Raw genomic sequence first — 14,672 nt, 5'->3', positions numbered from 1 at the left:
TGCGTGCCATCGGTGTTGGCGATCACCGAGATGTTGGTCTTGCCGCCGCTCAACAGGTTCATGCCGTTGAACTTGGCGTTCGAGATGTAGTTCTGGATCTCGGCCTTCAGCGCGGTGAAGTCATTGTTGTACTTCGTGCGCATGTCGGTGTTGAGGTGCCCGTCCGCCAGCTTGGTCAGCGTCTCGCGGGCGCGGGCCAGACCGTCGGACACGTTGGTCGCCGCGTTGCTGAAGACAGCGGTGGCACCCTTGGCCACGTTGAGCTGGCTGTTGACCGCGTCGATCGCGCCCTTGTCGGACCGCAGCGACTGGGCGACCGCGAAGGCCGCGCCGTCGTCCACCGAATCCGCGACCTTGTAGCCGGTCGTGACGCGCTTCTGGACCTTGTTCAGCTGGCCGATCGTGTTGTTGAGGCTCTGCAGAGCGACGATGGCGCTCTGGTTGGTGCTGACCGAGTTGGCCATGATGTGCATCCTTTTTGGTGTGTCCGAGGACCTTTGATCCTCGGCATCAGGATGTCACTTTTGAGATAAATTGTATATATCGAAAGTGGTGCGGCAGGGCATAGCCCGGGCGGATGTCACAGACGGATGCGACGCGACACCGCCGTCAGGACGGTGACCAGTCTTCCGTCCCTTCGCCCTCGTCGCCGGTCCAGCGGCCCGACACCGTGCCGTCCGGCGCCACGCGCAGGTCGTACCGGAACGGCTCCCCGTCGTTGCGGCCCTCGATGACCAGGCGGTTGCCGGTCAGCGCGCCGACGCCGTTGTAGATCACCTCGTCGATGTCCCAGCGCACCCGGTAGCGGTCGCCGTCCGGGCGCAGCGTCACAGTGCCGTCGTAGGTGATGTCGTCGCCGTTGGTCCCCCGCACCCGATACCGCTGGGCGAGGCGCCCGCTCACCGGAGGGGACGGGGCGAGGTCCGGCATCGCCTTGGCCGGGCGCGAGGCGGCGCTGGCGGTCCGCACCGGCGCCGGCGCGCGCACCGGGACACCGTTGACCAGGGCCGGGCCGACCTGGGCGCCTGGCGGCAGCGGCGGCTTCAGCTGCTCGCAGCCCGAGGTGCAGATCCGAGTCGCCACCACCTGCCCGCCGCAGGCCGCGTAGCAGTCGTTGTAGTCGACCTTGCACTGCGCCTCGCTGCTTTGGCAGGAGGAAGAGTTGTCGAAGTACGACAGACTGTACTGCGGCTTCTCACCGCGCCGCAGCGTGCCGAGATAGCGGTTGTAGGAGCGCTCGGCCCGGCGGCGGGCGTCGGCCTTGCACGCGTCCACGGAGTAGCGCGCCTCCCGCACGCACTGGAAGCGGCCGGCCTCGCACTGCTGGATGCAGGCCATGCCGTTGCCGCCCGGCGGCGGGGTGTAGGCGTAGCGCGTCTCGATCATCGGGCCGCAGGCGGTCAGCGCGATGGCGGCCAGCAGGGACAGCAGAAACAGTCGCAGATCACGCACCGGCGGCCTCCCCCCATGGCGCCCCTCAGCCGGAGGCTCCCATGGAGTACCGCATTTGAATTACCGCCGCGTCAAGGCGAATGCGCGCCGCCGGGGCCGGCTCAATACACCTCCGGCACCCAGTTCTGCTTCGACTTCTTCGGCCGCTTGTAGCCGTCGTCGCCCTGCCGCGGCGGCAGCTCCAGCTCGACCGGTGCGATGTCGTTGTAGGGAATTTGCTGCAGCAGGTGATGGATGCAGTTCAGCCGCGCCCGCTTCTTGTTGTCGGCATCGACGATGTACCAGGGCGTCAGCCTCTTGTCGGTGTGCTCCAGCATGACGTCCTTGGCCTTGGAGTACTCGACCCAGTGCTTGCGGGATTCGAGGTCCATCGGGCTCAGCTTCCAGCGCTTGATCGGGTTGCGCATGCGTTCGTGGAAGCGCTTCTCCTGCTCCTCGTCGCTGACCGAGAACCAGTACTTGACGAGGATGATGCCGGAGCGGACCAGCATCTCCTCGAACAGCGGACAGGACCGCAGGAACTCCTGGTATTCCTCGTCGGTGCAGAAGCCCATCACCCGCTCGACGCCGGCGCGGTTGTACCAGCTGCGGTCGAACAGGACGATCTCGCCCTTCGCCGGCAGCTGCGCCGCGTAGCGCTGGAAGTACCACTGCCCGCGCTCCTTCTCGGTCGGGGTGCCGAGCGCCACGATGCGGCAGACGCGGGGGTTGAGGCTCTCGGTGATGCGCTTGATGACGCCGCCCTTGCCGGCCGCATCGCGCCCCTCGAACAGCACGCAGACCTTCAGGCCGTTCACACGCACCCATTCCTGCAGCTTGATCAGCTCGAACTGCAGGCGCGCCAGCTCGTCAACGTACTTGAGCTTCTTGTCCGGCTTCGCCGCCTTGGCCTCGCCGACGTCCTTCCAGCGGGCCTCGATGGCGGCGACCTCCTTGGCGTCGCGCAGCACCTCGCCGCCCATGGCCGGTGCATCGAGCCCGAGGTCCTTCAGCTTCGGAGCCCTCTTTCTCTTCGCGACCGTCTTCGCCTCGTCCATCGCTGCCTTCCCCCGCGATCAGCTTCCCCACCAATCGACGGTAGGGGAAGCCGGCGCGGCAGGCAACGGCGCGCACGGGCACCGCGACGATGTGCCCCGCCCTTATGCCCGGGGCAGCGGCGCCAGGGCGGCCAGCGCGTGCGTCTTGCGCTCGTCGAAGAGGCGGCCCAACTCGTCGGCGCGCTCGTCCGCCAGCGCCTCGCGGGCCTCCTCGAACAGCTCCTCCTCCTCCTCGTCCAAGTGGTGGCGCAGCAGCTCGCCCAGCACCTGCAGCTTGGCGGTCCAGGCGCCGCTGTCGGCCGGCATGGCGTTCAGCTCCTCGGCCAGGCCGTTGATCATGTGGTGCTCGTTCAGGCCCTCCATGGTCTCCGCCCTGGCCTCCTTGTGGCGGGACAGCGCCGCGTAGAACACCGCCTCCTCGACCTTGCCGTGCGCCCACAGCTCGCGCTGGAACTCGTCGAAGGTGGCGCGGCGGCCATCCGCCTCGGGGTCCTCGATGCGCTCCAGCAGGGCGCGCAGGGTGTCGTGGTCGTGCTTGATGCGGTCGAAGATGTCCATGATCGCTCATACCCTCACTTGCCTTCACCCCCGTCAGAATGCGCGGGCGGCGCGGATGTTCCGGATCCGGTCAGCGCCGGCGGCGGTATCCCGGCGGCGAGGTCCAGCTCGGTGCGCAACGGCGGCAGCAGCGCCGCCGCCACCGCCTGCTCGGGGCCGGTCGTCCAGCCCTCCAGCGCGGCGATCAGGCCGGGGTAGTCCTGGCGGACCCGCACGGCGAGCACGGCGGCCAGCGACTCCGCGGGCTGGGCGCGGATCGTTTCCGCCCCCGCCGGCGCCTCCCCGGGCGGCTCCGCGCCCTGCGCGCGGATCAGCCGGTCGAGGCGGCGGCCGAGGTCGGCCTGGGTCAGCGCCACCCGCCCGGCGAAGCGCCCGCCGCCAAGCACGGCGACGCGCCACAGCCCGTCCGCAGTGCGCGCCAGCCGACGCAGCGTCTCCGTCGGCACGGCGGCGGGCGGCGGCAACGGCGGCGGTTCGGCGGGCGGCGGCACCGCCTCGGTCGGCTGGTCGGCGGGCGGCAGGTCGGCCGGGTCCTGCGCCCCGGACTCCGAGCCGGTCCCCAGGGCGGCGAGCGCCAAACCCGCAACGATGAGCGTTCGTATCCGCATGCCGGTACAACCGCCCTCCGGCGCGAAGCTCTCGCGGCGCGCGGCGGAACCCGCCATGACTTTCGGTGAATCCCCTATCGCTATTGGCTAGGCTGCGGCGGCGTGGCGAGCAAGGGTAGCGTCACCACAACCTTTTGCGCGTGGCTGGGAGTTTCGGGAAGCGTGCGGACACTCTGGGCCACCGAGCGGCTGCTGGCGTGGACGATGGCGTTCAGCCTCGTCGTGGGCATCGGGCTCTTCGGCGCGCTGGCCTACCTGGACCGGCTGAACACCCTGGACGAGGCGAAGGAGAACCTGCGCCGCACCGTCGGCCTGATGGAGGGGCACGCCCGCATCGCCATCGAGGCGGAAGGCGTCGTCCTGTCCAACATGGCCGCCCTGCTGGCCGACACCGAACCCGCCGCGCTGCGCGAGTCCGCCCAGGCATGGGACCGGCTGAGCCGCCTGAAGGGCGAGATGCCGGCGATCCAGTCGCTGTGGATCCTCGACGCGCGGGGCGACGTGGCGCTGACCAGCGTGCAGCGCGACCTGCCCCGGATGAACTTCGCCGACCGCGAGTACTTCTCGGTGCACACCGGGCCGACGGACGTCGGCACCTTCATCAGCCCGATGATCTGGGGGCGCGTCACCGGCGGCTTCCTGTTCGCCGTCAGCCGGGCGGTGCGCGCGCCCGACGGCACGCTGCGGGCGGTGGTCGAATCCTCCATCGACGCCACCCATTTCGTCAGCTTCTACGAGAGCCTGAAGCCCGTCTCCGGCGCCTCGTTCGTGCTGTTCCGCGACGATGCCGACGTGGTGCTGCGCTTCCCGCTGCCGGAGCAGGAGGTCCGGCTCAACTCCGCCCGCTCGCCGCTGTTCGCCACGCTGCTGAAGCAGGCGCCGGAAGGCGTCGTGCTGGCCCGCTCGACCCTCGACGGGGTGGAGCGGCTGGGCGCCTACAAGCGCGTGGCGGGCTGGCCGCTGGTGGTGTTCGCCGGCATACCGCTGGACACGGTGTTCGACGGCTGGTGGGCGCGCACCCAGCGCAACGCGCTGCTGATCGGCGGCGTGCTGACGGCGCTGTGCGGCATGATCGGCTTCGGCATCCGCAACGTCCGGCGCGAACGGCAGGCCGAGGCGGCGGCGCAGGCGGCGAACCTGCGCCTCGACCTCGTGCTGAACGCCGCCGGCGCCGGCGTCTTCACCATCGACCTGCGGACCGGCGTCGTCGACTGGGGGCCGGGCATCCGCACCATCTTCGGCTTCCCGGAGGACGAGCCCGCCCGCCTGGAGCGCTGGATGGCCGTGATCGTCCCGGAGGACCGCGACCGCGTGGACGCGATCCGCCGCGCCACGCTGGCGGAGCGCCGCGCGCACGTCACCTTCGAGTACCGCATCGCCCACCCGACGCTTGGGGAGCGCTGGGTGCTGGCCGCCTCCAACGTCCAATACGCCGCCGACGGCACGCCGCTGCGCACGGTGGGCGTCAACTTCGACGTGACCCGCCTGAAGCAGGCGGAGATCCAGGCGGAGCGCGCCCGCGACGAGGCGCTGGCCGCCAAGGACCACGCGCTGCGCGCCAAGGCGGAGGCGGAGCGCGCCAACCTCGCCAAGTCGAAGTTCCTCGCCGCCGCCAGCCACGATCTGCGCCAGCCCGTGCAGTCGCTGGTGCTGCTGCTGGCCTCGGTGGAAAGCCACGCGCGGGAGCGGCCGGCGCTCGCCCGCGCGGTGGCGATGATGGAAGGCGCGCTGGGGGCGCTGAACCGCCTGCTGACCAGCCTGCTGGACGTGTCGCGCCTCGACGCCGGGGTGGTGGCGCCGTCGCCGACGGACCTCTCCGCCGCCGACCTCCTGCGCAAGCTGGACGCCGAGTACCGCCTGCGCGCCGAGCAGCGCGGCCTGCGCCTGCGCACCGCGGTGTGCCCGGCCTGGGTGCGCTCCGACCCGGTGCTGCTGGAGCGGATCCTGCGCAACCTGCTCGAGAACGCGCTGCAGTACACCCGCGAGGGCGGCATCCTGCTGGGCTGCCGGCGGCGTGGCGGCAAGGTGCTGCTGCAGGTCTTCGACACCGGCGCCGGCATCCCCGAGGACCAGCAGGAGACGGTCTTCGAGGAGTTCTTCCAGATGCACAACCCCGGCCGCGACCAGTCAAAGGGGCTGGGGCTGGGGCTGGCCATCGTCAAGCGCATCGCCCGCCTGCTGGGGGCCACGGTGGGGGTGCGCTCGACGCCCGGCCGCGGCTCGTGCTTCACGGTGACGCTCGACGCCGTCGCCGCGCCGACGGAACGCGCCGCCCCGGCCAGGCGCGCCGTGGCACCATCCGGCGGAGCGCTGCTCATCATCGAGGACGACGCCATCGTCCGCGTCGGCCTGCAGATGATGGTGGAGGGTTGGGGCTATCGGGTCGCCGCCGCCGCGTCCGGCGAGGAGGCGCTGGTGCTCGTCGCGGAGCGCGGCGTCGATCCCGACGCGGTGGTCGCCGACTACCGCCTGGGCGAGGGCATGAACGGCGTGCAGGCGGTGCTGGCGGTCCGCCACACGTTCGGTCGGCCGGTGCCGGCGGTGATAGTGACCGGCGACACAGCGCCCGAACGCATCCAGGAGGTGCATTCCAGCGGCATCGGCATTCTGCACAAGCCCTACGGCGCCGAGGAACTGCGCCAGCGCCTCGCCGAGCTGCTCACCGAGCGGACGCGCGCGGCGGTGGGCGGGGGGTAGGGCTCACCCCGCCCCATCCTCCAGCGTCGACAGATCCCCATCCGGCAGACCCAGTTCGCGCGTCTTCAGCAGGCGGCGCAGGATTTTGCCGCTGCGGGTGTGCGGCAGCGACGGCGCCACCGCGATCTCCTTCGGCGCCAGCGCCGGCCCCAGGCGGCGGCGGGCGTGCGCCAGCAGCTCCGCCGCCAGCGCGTCGCTCCACGCGGCACCCGGCTTCAGCGCGACGAAGGCCTTCACCGTCTCGCCCGCCACCGGGTCCGGCTTACCGATGACGCCGGCCTCGGCGACCGCCGAATGCTCCAGCAGCACGCTCTCCACCTCGAATGGCCCGATCCGGTGGCCGGAGGCCTTGATGACGTCGTCGGCCCGCCCGACGAAGCGGAACAGCCCGTCCGCGCCCCGCCGCACCAGGTCGCCGGTGCGGTACCAGCCCTCGGCGAAGCAGGCGGCGGTGCGCTCCGGATCGTCCAGGTAGCCGCGGAACAGCGACGGCCAGGGCGGACGCAGCACCAGCTCCCCCACGCCCTCGGCGTCGGGCCGCCACACCGCCGCCTCGATGCCCGGCAGCGGCGATCCCAGGACGCCGGGCGTGGCGTCGCGGTTGGCCAGCATGATGCTGCCGGTCTCGGTCTGCCACCACGTGTCGTGGAACGGCGGACCGAGCACCCGGCGGCTCCACAGCACCACCTCGGGGTTCAGCGGCTCGCCGACGCTGGCGAGGTGGCGCAGGCTGGACAGGTCGAAGCGGCGCGGCAGGTCGTCGCCGGCGCGCATCAGCAGGCGGATGGCGGTCGGCGTGCTGTACCAGACGGCAACGCGCTGCCGCTCGATCAGGCCGTACCAGCGCGCCGCGTCGAAGTCGCCCTCGTCCAGCACCACCGTCGCCCCGCAGGCGAGCGGTGCCAGCACGCCGTACACCGTCCCGGTCACCCAGCCCGGATCGGCGGTGCACCAGTAGACGTCGCCCGGCCGCAGGTCGAGCGCCAGCCGTGCCGAGGCGACCTGCGCCACGACGGCATCGTGCGCGGTCAGCGCCCCCTTGGGCGCCCCCGTGGTGCCGCTGGTGAAGTGCAGCAGCGCCGGATCGTCCGGCCCGGTCGGCGCAACGGGGGCCTGCGGGTCGGCGGCGTCCAGAAGCGCGGCGAGGTCGTGCGTCCCCTCCGGCGCGTCGCCGCCGGCGATCAGCGCGTGCGGCACGTCCAGCGGCCCCTTGCGCCGCCACAGCGCCGCGGTGGTGACCACCGCCCCCGCCCGCCCCAGCGCGAGGCGCAGCCGGAGCGGTTCCGGCCCGAAGGCGGCGTACAGCGGCGCGGCGACGCAGCCCGCCTTCAAGGTGCCGAGCACCGCGACGACGAGATCCGGCACCCGCGGCAGCAGGGTGAACACCGCCTCGCCCCGCCCCACGCCAAGCCGGCGCAGCGCGTCGGCAAAGCGGCTGCTGCGCTCGGCCAGTTCGGTGTAGGTGAGCGTCCGCTCGGCGCCGTCGCGGCCGATCCAGCGCAGAGCCGGAGCTTCGCCATGGCCGAGCGCGGCGTGCCGGTCCGCCGCCGCCCAGCCCATGTTGAGCCCGGTGGGTCCGGTCAGCTCGGCGCGGATGGCGTCCCAGGGAGAGGCGTCGGTCATTGCCCCCTCACAGCGTCAGCGACACGTGCACCACCCCCGGGTCGTCGACGCTGACCTTCCGCTTGAACCCCAGCGCCTCGCACAGCCGCAGCATGGCACGGTTCTCCATCAGCACCTCGCCGAACACCTCGCGCAGGCCGCGGGAGCGCGCGTGGTCGAGGATGCGGCGCATCAGCACCGGCCCCAGGCCCAGCCCGGCCATGTCGTGCGCCAGCATGATGGCGAACTCGGCGCGCTCCAGGTCGGCGTCGGCGGACAGGTGCACCGCCCCGTGCACCGCCGCCGTTCCCGGCGGCCCGGGATCCGCCACCACCAGCCCCATGTCGCGGTCGTAGTCGATCTGCGACATGCGGGCGGCGGTGGCGTGCGTCAGCTCGGCCTTGGGGGCGAAGAAGCGCAGCCGCACCTCGTCGGCCGTCAGGCGGGCGAACATCGCCTTCAGCGCCGGTTCGTCCTCGGGCAGCACCGGGCGCACCACGAAACTCCGCCCGTCGGGAAGCGGCAGCGTGCGCTCAAGCCCGCTCGGGTACGGCCGGATCGCCAACGGCGTGCGCGCCGATCCGGCGGGCAGCAGATCCACCGAGGCGCCACCCGGACCGAGCGCCAGCCCGGCCACGTCCTCGCGCTCGGCCACCAGCTGCGCCAGCCGCACGAGGTCCGGCGCCGTGGCGTCGTCCACCACCGCGCGCGCCAGCGCCAGGTTGAGCGGCAGCAGCACCACCGCGCCGCCCACCGCCAGCACCGGCCCGAACAGCGGATCGACGCTCATCGACGCGCTCACTCCCGCGCCGACGCCGTAGGCGGCAAGCAGCGCCATCGCCTCCGCCCCCTCCAGCCGCAGCCGCCCGTCGGCACGCGCCACCGCGGCCAGCGAGTCCGCCACCGCGCGGTCGGGCGGCGGACCGGGCGGGATGGAGGGCGGCGTCTCGGTCAGCAGTTCCTGGTTCCGGCGGTGCGCCGCCATGTGCAGGAAGGCGCGCGCGGCGCGGTCGGGGGTGTCGAACACCGGGACGTGGTGGCTGGCAAGGGCCGGGGCCGCACGCTCGGCACCGCGCTCGCCCAGCCAGCTGGTCAGCACCGGCAGACGGACCGCCGGCATGGCCTCGGCCACCGCGCGCGCCACGTCACCGGCCGGCGCCAGGGCGGTCGGCGCGTGCAGCAGCAGCACGGCGTCGGCTGCGCGCTCCGCCTGCGCGGCGCGCAACGCGTCGGCGTAGGCGGCACCGTCCGCCCCCTCGCCGAGGTCGCGCGGCGCCCCGGCCAATCGCCCGCCGCCGGCGAGCAGCGCGTCCGCCGCCAGCCGCGCGATGCCGCGTCCGTTGGCGACGATGGCGAGGCGGTCGCCCCTCACCGGTGCGCCCACGGCCAGCGCCTCCAGCGCGTCGAACAGCTCGTCCAGCGCGTGCACGCGCAGCAGGCCGGCGCGGCGGATGGCGGCGTCGAACACCGCGTCGGGCGTACCATCGCCCAACCGGCCACCGGTGCGCAGCACGATCACTGGCTTGACGCGCGACACCGCGCGCGCCGCCGACAGGAAGCGCCGTGCCCCGCCCGCGTCCTTGGCGGTGACCTCGTCGAGCACCAGCAGCACCGACTGGCACTCGCGCTCCAGCGCCAGATAGTTCAACACCTCGCCGAAGCCGACGTCGGCCATCTCGCCCAGCGCCGCCACGTGCGAGAAGCCGACGTCGCGCCGCAACGCCCAGTCCAGCACCGCGCCGGCCAGGGTGCCCGACTGCGCCACCAGCGCCACCCGCCCGGCCTGCGGCGCGCGGTGGAAGGCGCCGGCGGCGAAGCGGCGCCCCGGCACCGCCACGCCCAGGCTGGCCGGACCGAGCACGCGGATGCCATTGTCCTTGGCGGCACGGCGCACGGCGTCGCGCACCGCGGCGTCGGGGGCGTGGTCGCCGGTCAGCACCGCGGCGCGCACGCCCCGGCGCCCGGCCTCCGCCACCAGGTCCGGCAGGCGCGCCGCCGGGGCGCACAGCACGGCGAGGTCGGGGGCGGAGCCCAGCCCGGCCGGCGCGGCGGCGCGCGCCACGGCGAGGCCAGCGGTGGCCAGATTCCCGGCCACGGTGCGGGCAAGCGGCGCGTCGTCCTCGGCGACCAGGGCCACGCTGCGGGGCCGGAACACCGCCTCCAGTTCGCGCACCGTCATGCGTCCTCCTGCACCGGCTTGCGTTTCGCCGGCGGCTCGGCCAGTTTTGCAGCCATGATACTCCCCGTGGCGCGGCAAGGAAGCGCGACGGACGGACGCGGAGATGAACAGTGGACCAACTCGACGCGGTGATCTTCGAGGCGCTGCTGGCGGTGGCGCCGGAGGCCGATCCGGCGGCACTCGCCCCCGAGCGGCCGTTCCGCGACCAGATCGACATCGATTCAGTGGATTTCCTGAACTTCGTCCTGGGCCTGGAGAAGCGGCTGAACATCAGCGTTCCGGACCTGGAATACCCGCAGCTCTCGACGCTGTCCGGCTGCCGCGCCTTCCTGGCGCGCGCGGCGGAAAGCTGCTAGAAGGCCGGCGTCCCAGCCCAGGAGAGAGTCCCATGCCCGCCGTCAAGATCGCCCCGTCCATCCTGTCCGCCGACTTCGCGAAGCTGGGGGAAGAGGTGCGTGCGGTGGACGCGGCCGGGGCCGACTACATCCACATCGACGTGATGGACGGCCACTTCGTGCCGAACATCACCATCGGCCCGGCGGTGGTGAAGGCGCTGCGCCCGCACTCGGCGAAGCCCTTCGACGTGCACCTGATGATCAGCCCGATCGACCTCTACATCCCGGAGTTCGCCAAGGCCGGCGCCGACATCATCACCGTCCACCCGGAGGCCGGCCCGCACCTGCACCGCACCGTGCAGCTGATCAAGAGCCTGGGCAAGAAGGCCGGCGTGTCGCTCAACCCGGCGACGCCGGTGCAGGTGGTGGACCACATCCTCGAGGACATCGACCTGGTGCTGGTGATGACGGTGAACCCCGGCTTCGGCGGGCAGAGCTTCATCATGAGCCAGCTGCCGAAGATCCGCGAGCTGCGCCGCCGCATCGACGCGCTGGGCAAGCCGATCGACCTGCAGGTGGACGGCGGCATCAACCCGGAGACGGCGCGCATCGCCGTCGAGGCCGGTGCCGACGTCCTGGTCGCCGGCACCGCCACCTTCACCGGCGGTCCGGCGAAGTACGCGGACAACATCCGCGCCGTGCGCGGGTAAAGAAACTTAGCCCCTTACTGCTGCCGCGCCGTCGGCACGCCGGTGCCGGCGAGGCCCTCGGCCATCTGCAGGTGCTGGCGCAGGGTCGGCAGCGTCTGCGCGGCGAAGCTGCGGATGTCCGCCATGTCGGGCGAGGTCGTTCGGGTGGCCTGTTCGAACAGCGCCACCGCCTCGCGGTGCGCCACCACCTGCCCCTGCACGTACTGCTGGTCGAAGGCTTGACCGGACAGTGTGCGCAGGTTCGTCGCCATCGTCGCGTGGCGCGGCTCCATGGCGCCGGCCGGCGCGACGCCGTGGCGGGCGGCCAGCGTCGTCAGCTGCTGCGTCGTCTGCGTGTGGTCGGTCACCATGTGCTGACCGAAGGAGCGCACCGCCTCGCTGTTGCCCTTGCTGGCGGCAAGGCGCCCGGTCTCGATCTCGAACATGTCGCTGGACGCCGCCTGCTCGATGAAGTCCTTGGGCGTCGTGACGGCGCGCACGCCCTCTCCACCCTGGGTGGTAACCCGCCCACCCGTGGCGGACGTGCTGTCGGGCACACCGCGGGCCGGACCGGACGACTGCGCCATGGCCGCGAAGGCCGGCAGTGAGAAGGCGACGACGGCGGCGGTAAAAACCTTTGCGTGCATAGAACCGACTCCTGAAACGCGAAACATGGCCCCGTGAACCGGATCCGCCGCGGACAGGTTCCCCCGGATGAGCCCTCCGGAAGCGACGCTACCGCCACAGAACCAATCCGGCGTTTGCCCGTTATTCCTTTCGGGCGTGCAGACGGGCCCGCATCACAGGGAGAGTCGTATGGAGATCCTTTGGACCATCATCATCGGGTTCCTGGCCGGTATCGTCGCCAAGTTCCTGATGCCCGGCCGTGATCCGGGCGGTTTCATCATCACCACGCTGCTCGGCATCGCCGGCGCGTTCGTCGCCACCTACCTCGGCCAAGCCGTGGGCTGGTACCGGGCCGGCGACGGCGCGGGCTTCATCGGCGCCGTGGTCGGCGCGATCGTCATCCTGGCCATCTACCGCATGGTCGTCGGCCGCAGCCGGACCACGGTGTAGGCCGGCCCCCGAAGACTGAAAGGGGCAAACGAAACCGGGGCGGCCCGCACAGGCCGCCCCGGTTTCTTCGTGCCTGACGGAAAGTCCCTTACGCCGCCGCCACCGGCGTCGGCATGAACACCGCCCGCGCGATGGCCGCCTTCACCGCATCGGCGGTGAAGGGCTTGCGCACCACCTGCCCCAGGTGGCGGGCGTCGCGCTCCAGCAGCTCGTCGTCGAAGGCGGTGACGAAGATGGTGCGCAGCGCCTTCTGCTGGCGCAGCGCCCGCGCCACCGCGATGCCGTTGTCGCCGTCGGCCAGCCGCACGTCGAGCAGCGCCAGCGTCGGCCGCTCCGCCTCGGCGAGTTCCAGCGCCTCGCGCTCGTTGGCCGCGGTGCCGCACACCACGTGGCCCATGTCGGTCACCAGCGTGCCGATCTCCAGCGCCAGGATCGGGTTGTCCTCCACCACCAGCACCCGTTGCGTCAGCGCGTTGCGCACCGCGTTGCGCGCCGTGGTCAGCCGCTGCGCCGCTTCGGCGGGCATGATGTGCAGAACCTGCGCCACCTCGGTCAGCGACAGGTCCTCAAGCGCCACCAGCAGGTAGACGCGGCGCTCGCCCTCGGGCAGCCGGCTCAGCGCCCGCTCGATGGGGTGCGGCGAGGGCACCGGCCGGCCCCCCTCCCCTTCGCCGCCGTCCTCGTCGAACAGCAGGTTGAGCAGCGCGTACAGCGGCACGCGGGAGTCCTGGTCCAGCCCGAAGCGGGACGGCGCCATCATCGCCACCTCGACGCTACGGGTCACCAGATCGTCACCGCGCTCGGTCGCCCCGGTCAGCGCACGGGCGTAACGCCTGAGGTAGGGGAGATGGGATTGCAGTTGGCGTGCATAGACTCGCATGGCCGGATATCTCATCCCGGTAGCGGCGCCCTTATCGGCGCCCCGATGTCAATTTCTTAACTGAGGGTTAACGTATCACGGCGTGCCAGACAGGGCGAACCGAAAAAAAGCCCAAGCGCGCTATCCCATTGGCAGAGACCCGAAGGCGGAGGGTCAGCGCGCCTGTTCGCGCAGCCGGCGGGACCGCCACTCCCACGGCTTCTCCACCCGGCCGGCCCACAGGCCCATCCTCTTGCTTTGGGCGTAGGCCTCCGCCGACTGGTAGGCCTGGGTGCGGCCCCAGAACTGGAACGCCCAGCCGCGCGCCACCATGGCGCCGCCCAGGTCGATGCCGCGCACCCGGCACTCGCCTTGCTTCTGCCGGTTGCGGTCCTCGTCGGCGACGGTGCACTCCACCTCCTGGTCCTTGATCAGGGTGGCCAGCACGTCGCGGGCGATGGTGAAGCAGTCCAGCTCGTGGCCATAGCGGTTCTTGCACTTCTGCCCCGGATCGGGCGCGTCGATGCCCATCAGCCGCACCGTGGTGCCGGCGACGCTCAGCAGGTCGCCCTCCAGCGCCTTGCCCTCGCCCTTGATGGTGGTGTTGGGAACGCCGGAGAACTTGCCGGGCTTCTGCGCGGTGGCGGCCGACACCGGCCCCGCCGGCAGCACGGCCAGGAGAATCGCGATCAGCTCAAAACAGCGTGGGCGGCGCATCGAAGGCGACTATGCAGGATTCGTCGTCGTTGCGCACGCTGTTGACGCGGGTGCTCACCGGGTACGCCTCCAGGTCCGCGTCCGGCGCCGGGCGCAGCAGGTCCTGCACCATCGGCAGCGGCGCCCCCGGGTCGAGCCAGAGGTCCCAGTCCCCCGGCGCCACCACCACCGGCATACGGTCGTGCAACGGACGCAGCACCGCGTTGGCGCCAGTGGTGACGATGGTGGCGCTCTGCATCGGCGTCGGCAGCGGCTGCCCCTTCGGCCCCGGCCAGCTCTCCCACAGTCCGGCCAGCGCCAGAGGCGTCCGGTCGCGGCGGCGGATGGCGTAGGGCTGCTTGCGCTTGCCCTCCGTCTTCCACTCGTAGAAGGCGTCGATGGGGATCAGGCAGCGGCGGTGCCGGAAGGCGGTGCGGAAGGCCGGTTTGTCGGCCAGCGTCTCGGCGCGCGCGTTGATCATGCGGCTGCCAATGGACGGGTCGTCGGCCCAGTGCGGCACGAGGCCCCAGCGCAGCAGCGCCAAGTGGTTGCCGTCCTCTTCGCGTCGGACGGCGGCGATGTCCTGAGTCGGCGCGACGTTCCAACGCGGGGCGAGGTTCGGCGTTTCCGGAAACTGGAACAGCTCCTTCAGCGCCGAGACGGGAGTGGTGAGAACGAAGCGGCCGCACATCCCCCGCATATCGGGTCGGGGTTTCCCTTTGCCAAGCCGCAGCCTATCTTCCGGGGTGCTCCGTTCCCGACGGCTCCTCCCGACGACAGGATCCCCCATGCAGAAGTTCGGCATCGGCCAAGCGGTTCCGCGGACCGAGGACGCGCGCCTCCTCACCGGCGGCGGCCGCTACACCGACGACGTCTCGCTGCC

Annotated in this window: 15 protein-coding genes; 4 read left to right on the top strand and 11 right to left on the bottom strand. The window is 71.9% G+C overall.

Translation table 11 applies throughout. The features are described 5' to 3' along the window. The 5 genes from ACRWK7_RS19950 to ACRWK7_RS19930 all read right to left on the bottom strand — a co-directional run. Positions 1-464, bottom strand: a 464-nt coding sequence (locus ACRWK7_RS19950) for a flagellin (protein ID WP_431858032.1), incomplete at its 3' end; no start/stop codon positions are given. A 145-nt stretch (positions 465-609) separates the two neighbouring features. Further along, positions 610-1,452, bottom strand: coding sequence for a hypothetical protein (locus tag ACRWK7_RS19945; RefSeq protein WP_431858031.1), 843 nt, complete (start codon positions 1,450-1,452; stop codon positions 610-612). A 101-nt stretch (positions 1,453-1,553) separates the two neighbouring features. After that, the gene (ppk2, locus tag ACRWK7_RS19940) at positions 1,554-2,489 is read right to left on the bottom strand and encodes a polyphosphate kinase 2 (RefSeq protein WP_431858030.1); all 936 of its coding nucleotides are present in this window, start codon (positions 2,487-2,489) and stop codon (positions 1,554-1,556) included. A 102-nt stretch (positions 2,490-2,591) separates the two neighbouring features. Next, entirely contained in the window at positions 2,592-3,047 is a 456-nt protein-coding gene (locus ACRWK7_RS19935; protein ID WP_431858029.1) for a hemerythrin domain-containing protein, read from the bottom strand. Positions 3,048-3,061: 14 nt separating this feature from the next. After that, positions 3,062-3,712, bottom strand: a complete 651-nt coding sequence (locus tag ACRWK7_RS19930; protein ID WP_431858028.1) for a hypothetical protein — start codon at positions 3,710-3,712, stop codon at positions 3,062-3,064. Between the two features lie 105 nt (positions 3,713-3,817). Here ACRWK7_RS19930 and ACRWK7_RS19925 point away from each other — a divergent pair, with 105 nt between their 5' ends. Further along, positions 3,818-6,352: an ATP-binding protein gene (locus tag ACRWK7_RS19925; RefSeq protein WP_431858027.1), complete on the top strand. Its 2,535-nt coding sequence runs from the start codon at positions 3,818-3,820 to the stop codon at positions 6,350-6,352. A 3-nt stretch (positions 6,353-6,355) separates the two neighbouring features. On the opposite strand, the gene ACRWK7_RS19920 is transcribed toward ACRWK7_RS19925, so the two are convergent. Continuing rightward, positions 6,356-7,975: an AMP-binding protein gene (locus tag ACRWK7_RS19920; RefSeq protein ID WP_431858026.1), complete on the bottom strand. Its 1,620-nt coding sequence runs from the start codon at positions 7,973-7,975 to the stop codon at positions 6,356-6,358. A gap of 7 nt (positions 7,976-7,982) precedes the next feature. Further along, a complete protein-coding gene (locus ACRWK7_RS19915) occupies positions 7,983-10,133 on the bottom strand; it encodes a GNAT family N-acetyltransferase (protein ID WP_431858025.1) in 2,151 nt (716 codons plus the stop codon). A gap of 110 nt (positions 10,134-10,243) precedes the next feature. Here ACRWK7_RS19915 and ACRWK7_RS19910 point away from each other — a divergent pair, with 110 nt between their 5' ends. Beyond that, complete coding sequence (locus ACRWK7_RS19910) at positions 10,244-10,489, top strand: acyl carrier protein (protein ID WP_431858024.1); 246 nt, start codon at positions 10,244-10,246, stop codon at positions 10,487-10,489. A 32-nt stretch (positions 10,490-10,521) separates the two neighbouring features. Continuing rightward, positions 10,522-11,178 (top strand): ribulose-phosphate 3-epimerase, encoded by a 657-nt coding sequence (gene rpe, locus ACRWK7_RS19905; protein WP_431858023.1) that lies wholly within the window; start codon positions 10,522-10,524, stop codon positions 11,176-11,178. A 14-nt stretch (positions 11,179-11,192) separates the two neighbouring features. Here rpe and ACRWK7_RS19900 read toward each other — a convergent pair whose 3' ends face one another. Next, the gene (locus tag ACRWK7_RS19900; protein WP_431858022.1) at positions 11,193-11,804 is read right to left on the bottom strand and encodes a DUF4142 domain-containing protein; all 612 of its coding nucleotides are present in this window, start codon (positions 11,802-11,804) and stop codon (positions 11,193-11,195) included. A gap of 169 nt (positions 11,805-11,973) precedes the next feature. Between ACRWK7_RS19900 and ACRWK7_RS19895 the strand changes: the two genes are divergently transcribed. Next, positions 11,974-12,234 (top strand): GlsB/YeaQ/YmgE family stress response membrane protein, encoded by a 261-nt coding sequence (locus tag ACRWK7_RS19895; RefSeq protein ID WP_431858021.1) that lies wholly within the window; start codon positions 11,974-11,976, stop codon positions 12,232-12,234. A gap of 88 nt (positions 12,235-12,322) precedes the next feature. On the opposite strand, the gene ACRWK7_RS19890 is transcribed toward ACRWK7_RS19895, so the two are convergent. The 3 genes from ACRWK7_RS19890 to ACRWK7_RS19880 all read right to left on the bottom strand — a co-directional run bounded on the left by ACRWK7_RS19890 (position 12,323) and on the right by ACRWK7_RS19880 (position 14,489). Further along, entirely contained in the window at positions 12,323-13,114 is a 792-nt protein-coding gene (locus ACRWK7_RS19890) for a PhyR family response regulator anti-anti-sigma factor (RefSeq protein WP_431858020.1), read from the bottom strand. A gap of 153 nt (positions 13,115-13,267) precedes the next feature. Next, positions 13,268-13,810 (bottom strand): thermonuclease family protein, encoded by a 543-nt coding sequence (locus tag ACRWK7_RS19885; protein ID WP_431858019.1) that lies wholly within the window; start codon positions 13,808-13,810, stop codon positions 13,268-13,270. Then, positions 13,788-14,489: an SOS response-associated peptidase gene (locus ACRWK7_RS19880; RefSeq protein WP_431858018.1), complete on the bottom strand. Its 702-nt coding sequence runs from the start codon at positions 14,487-14,489 to the stop codon at positions 13,788-13,790. The genes ACRWK7_RS19885 and ACRWK7_RS19880 overlap by 23 nt, the downstream gene beginning before the upstream one ends. Between the last annotated feature and the right edge of the window lie 183 nt (positions 14,490-14,672).

It is taken from the genome of Azospirillum sp., from assembly GCF_050789165.1.
This window is presented reverse-complemented; position numbering and strand designations above follow the sequence as displayed.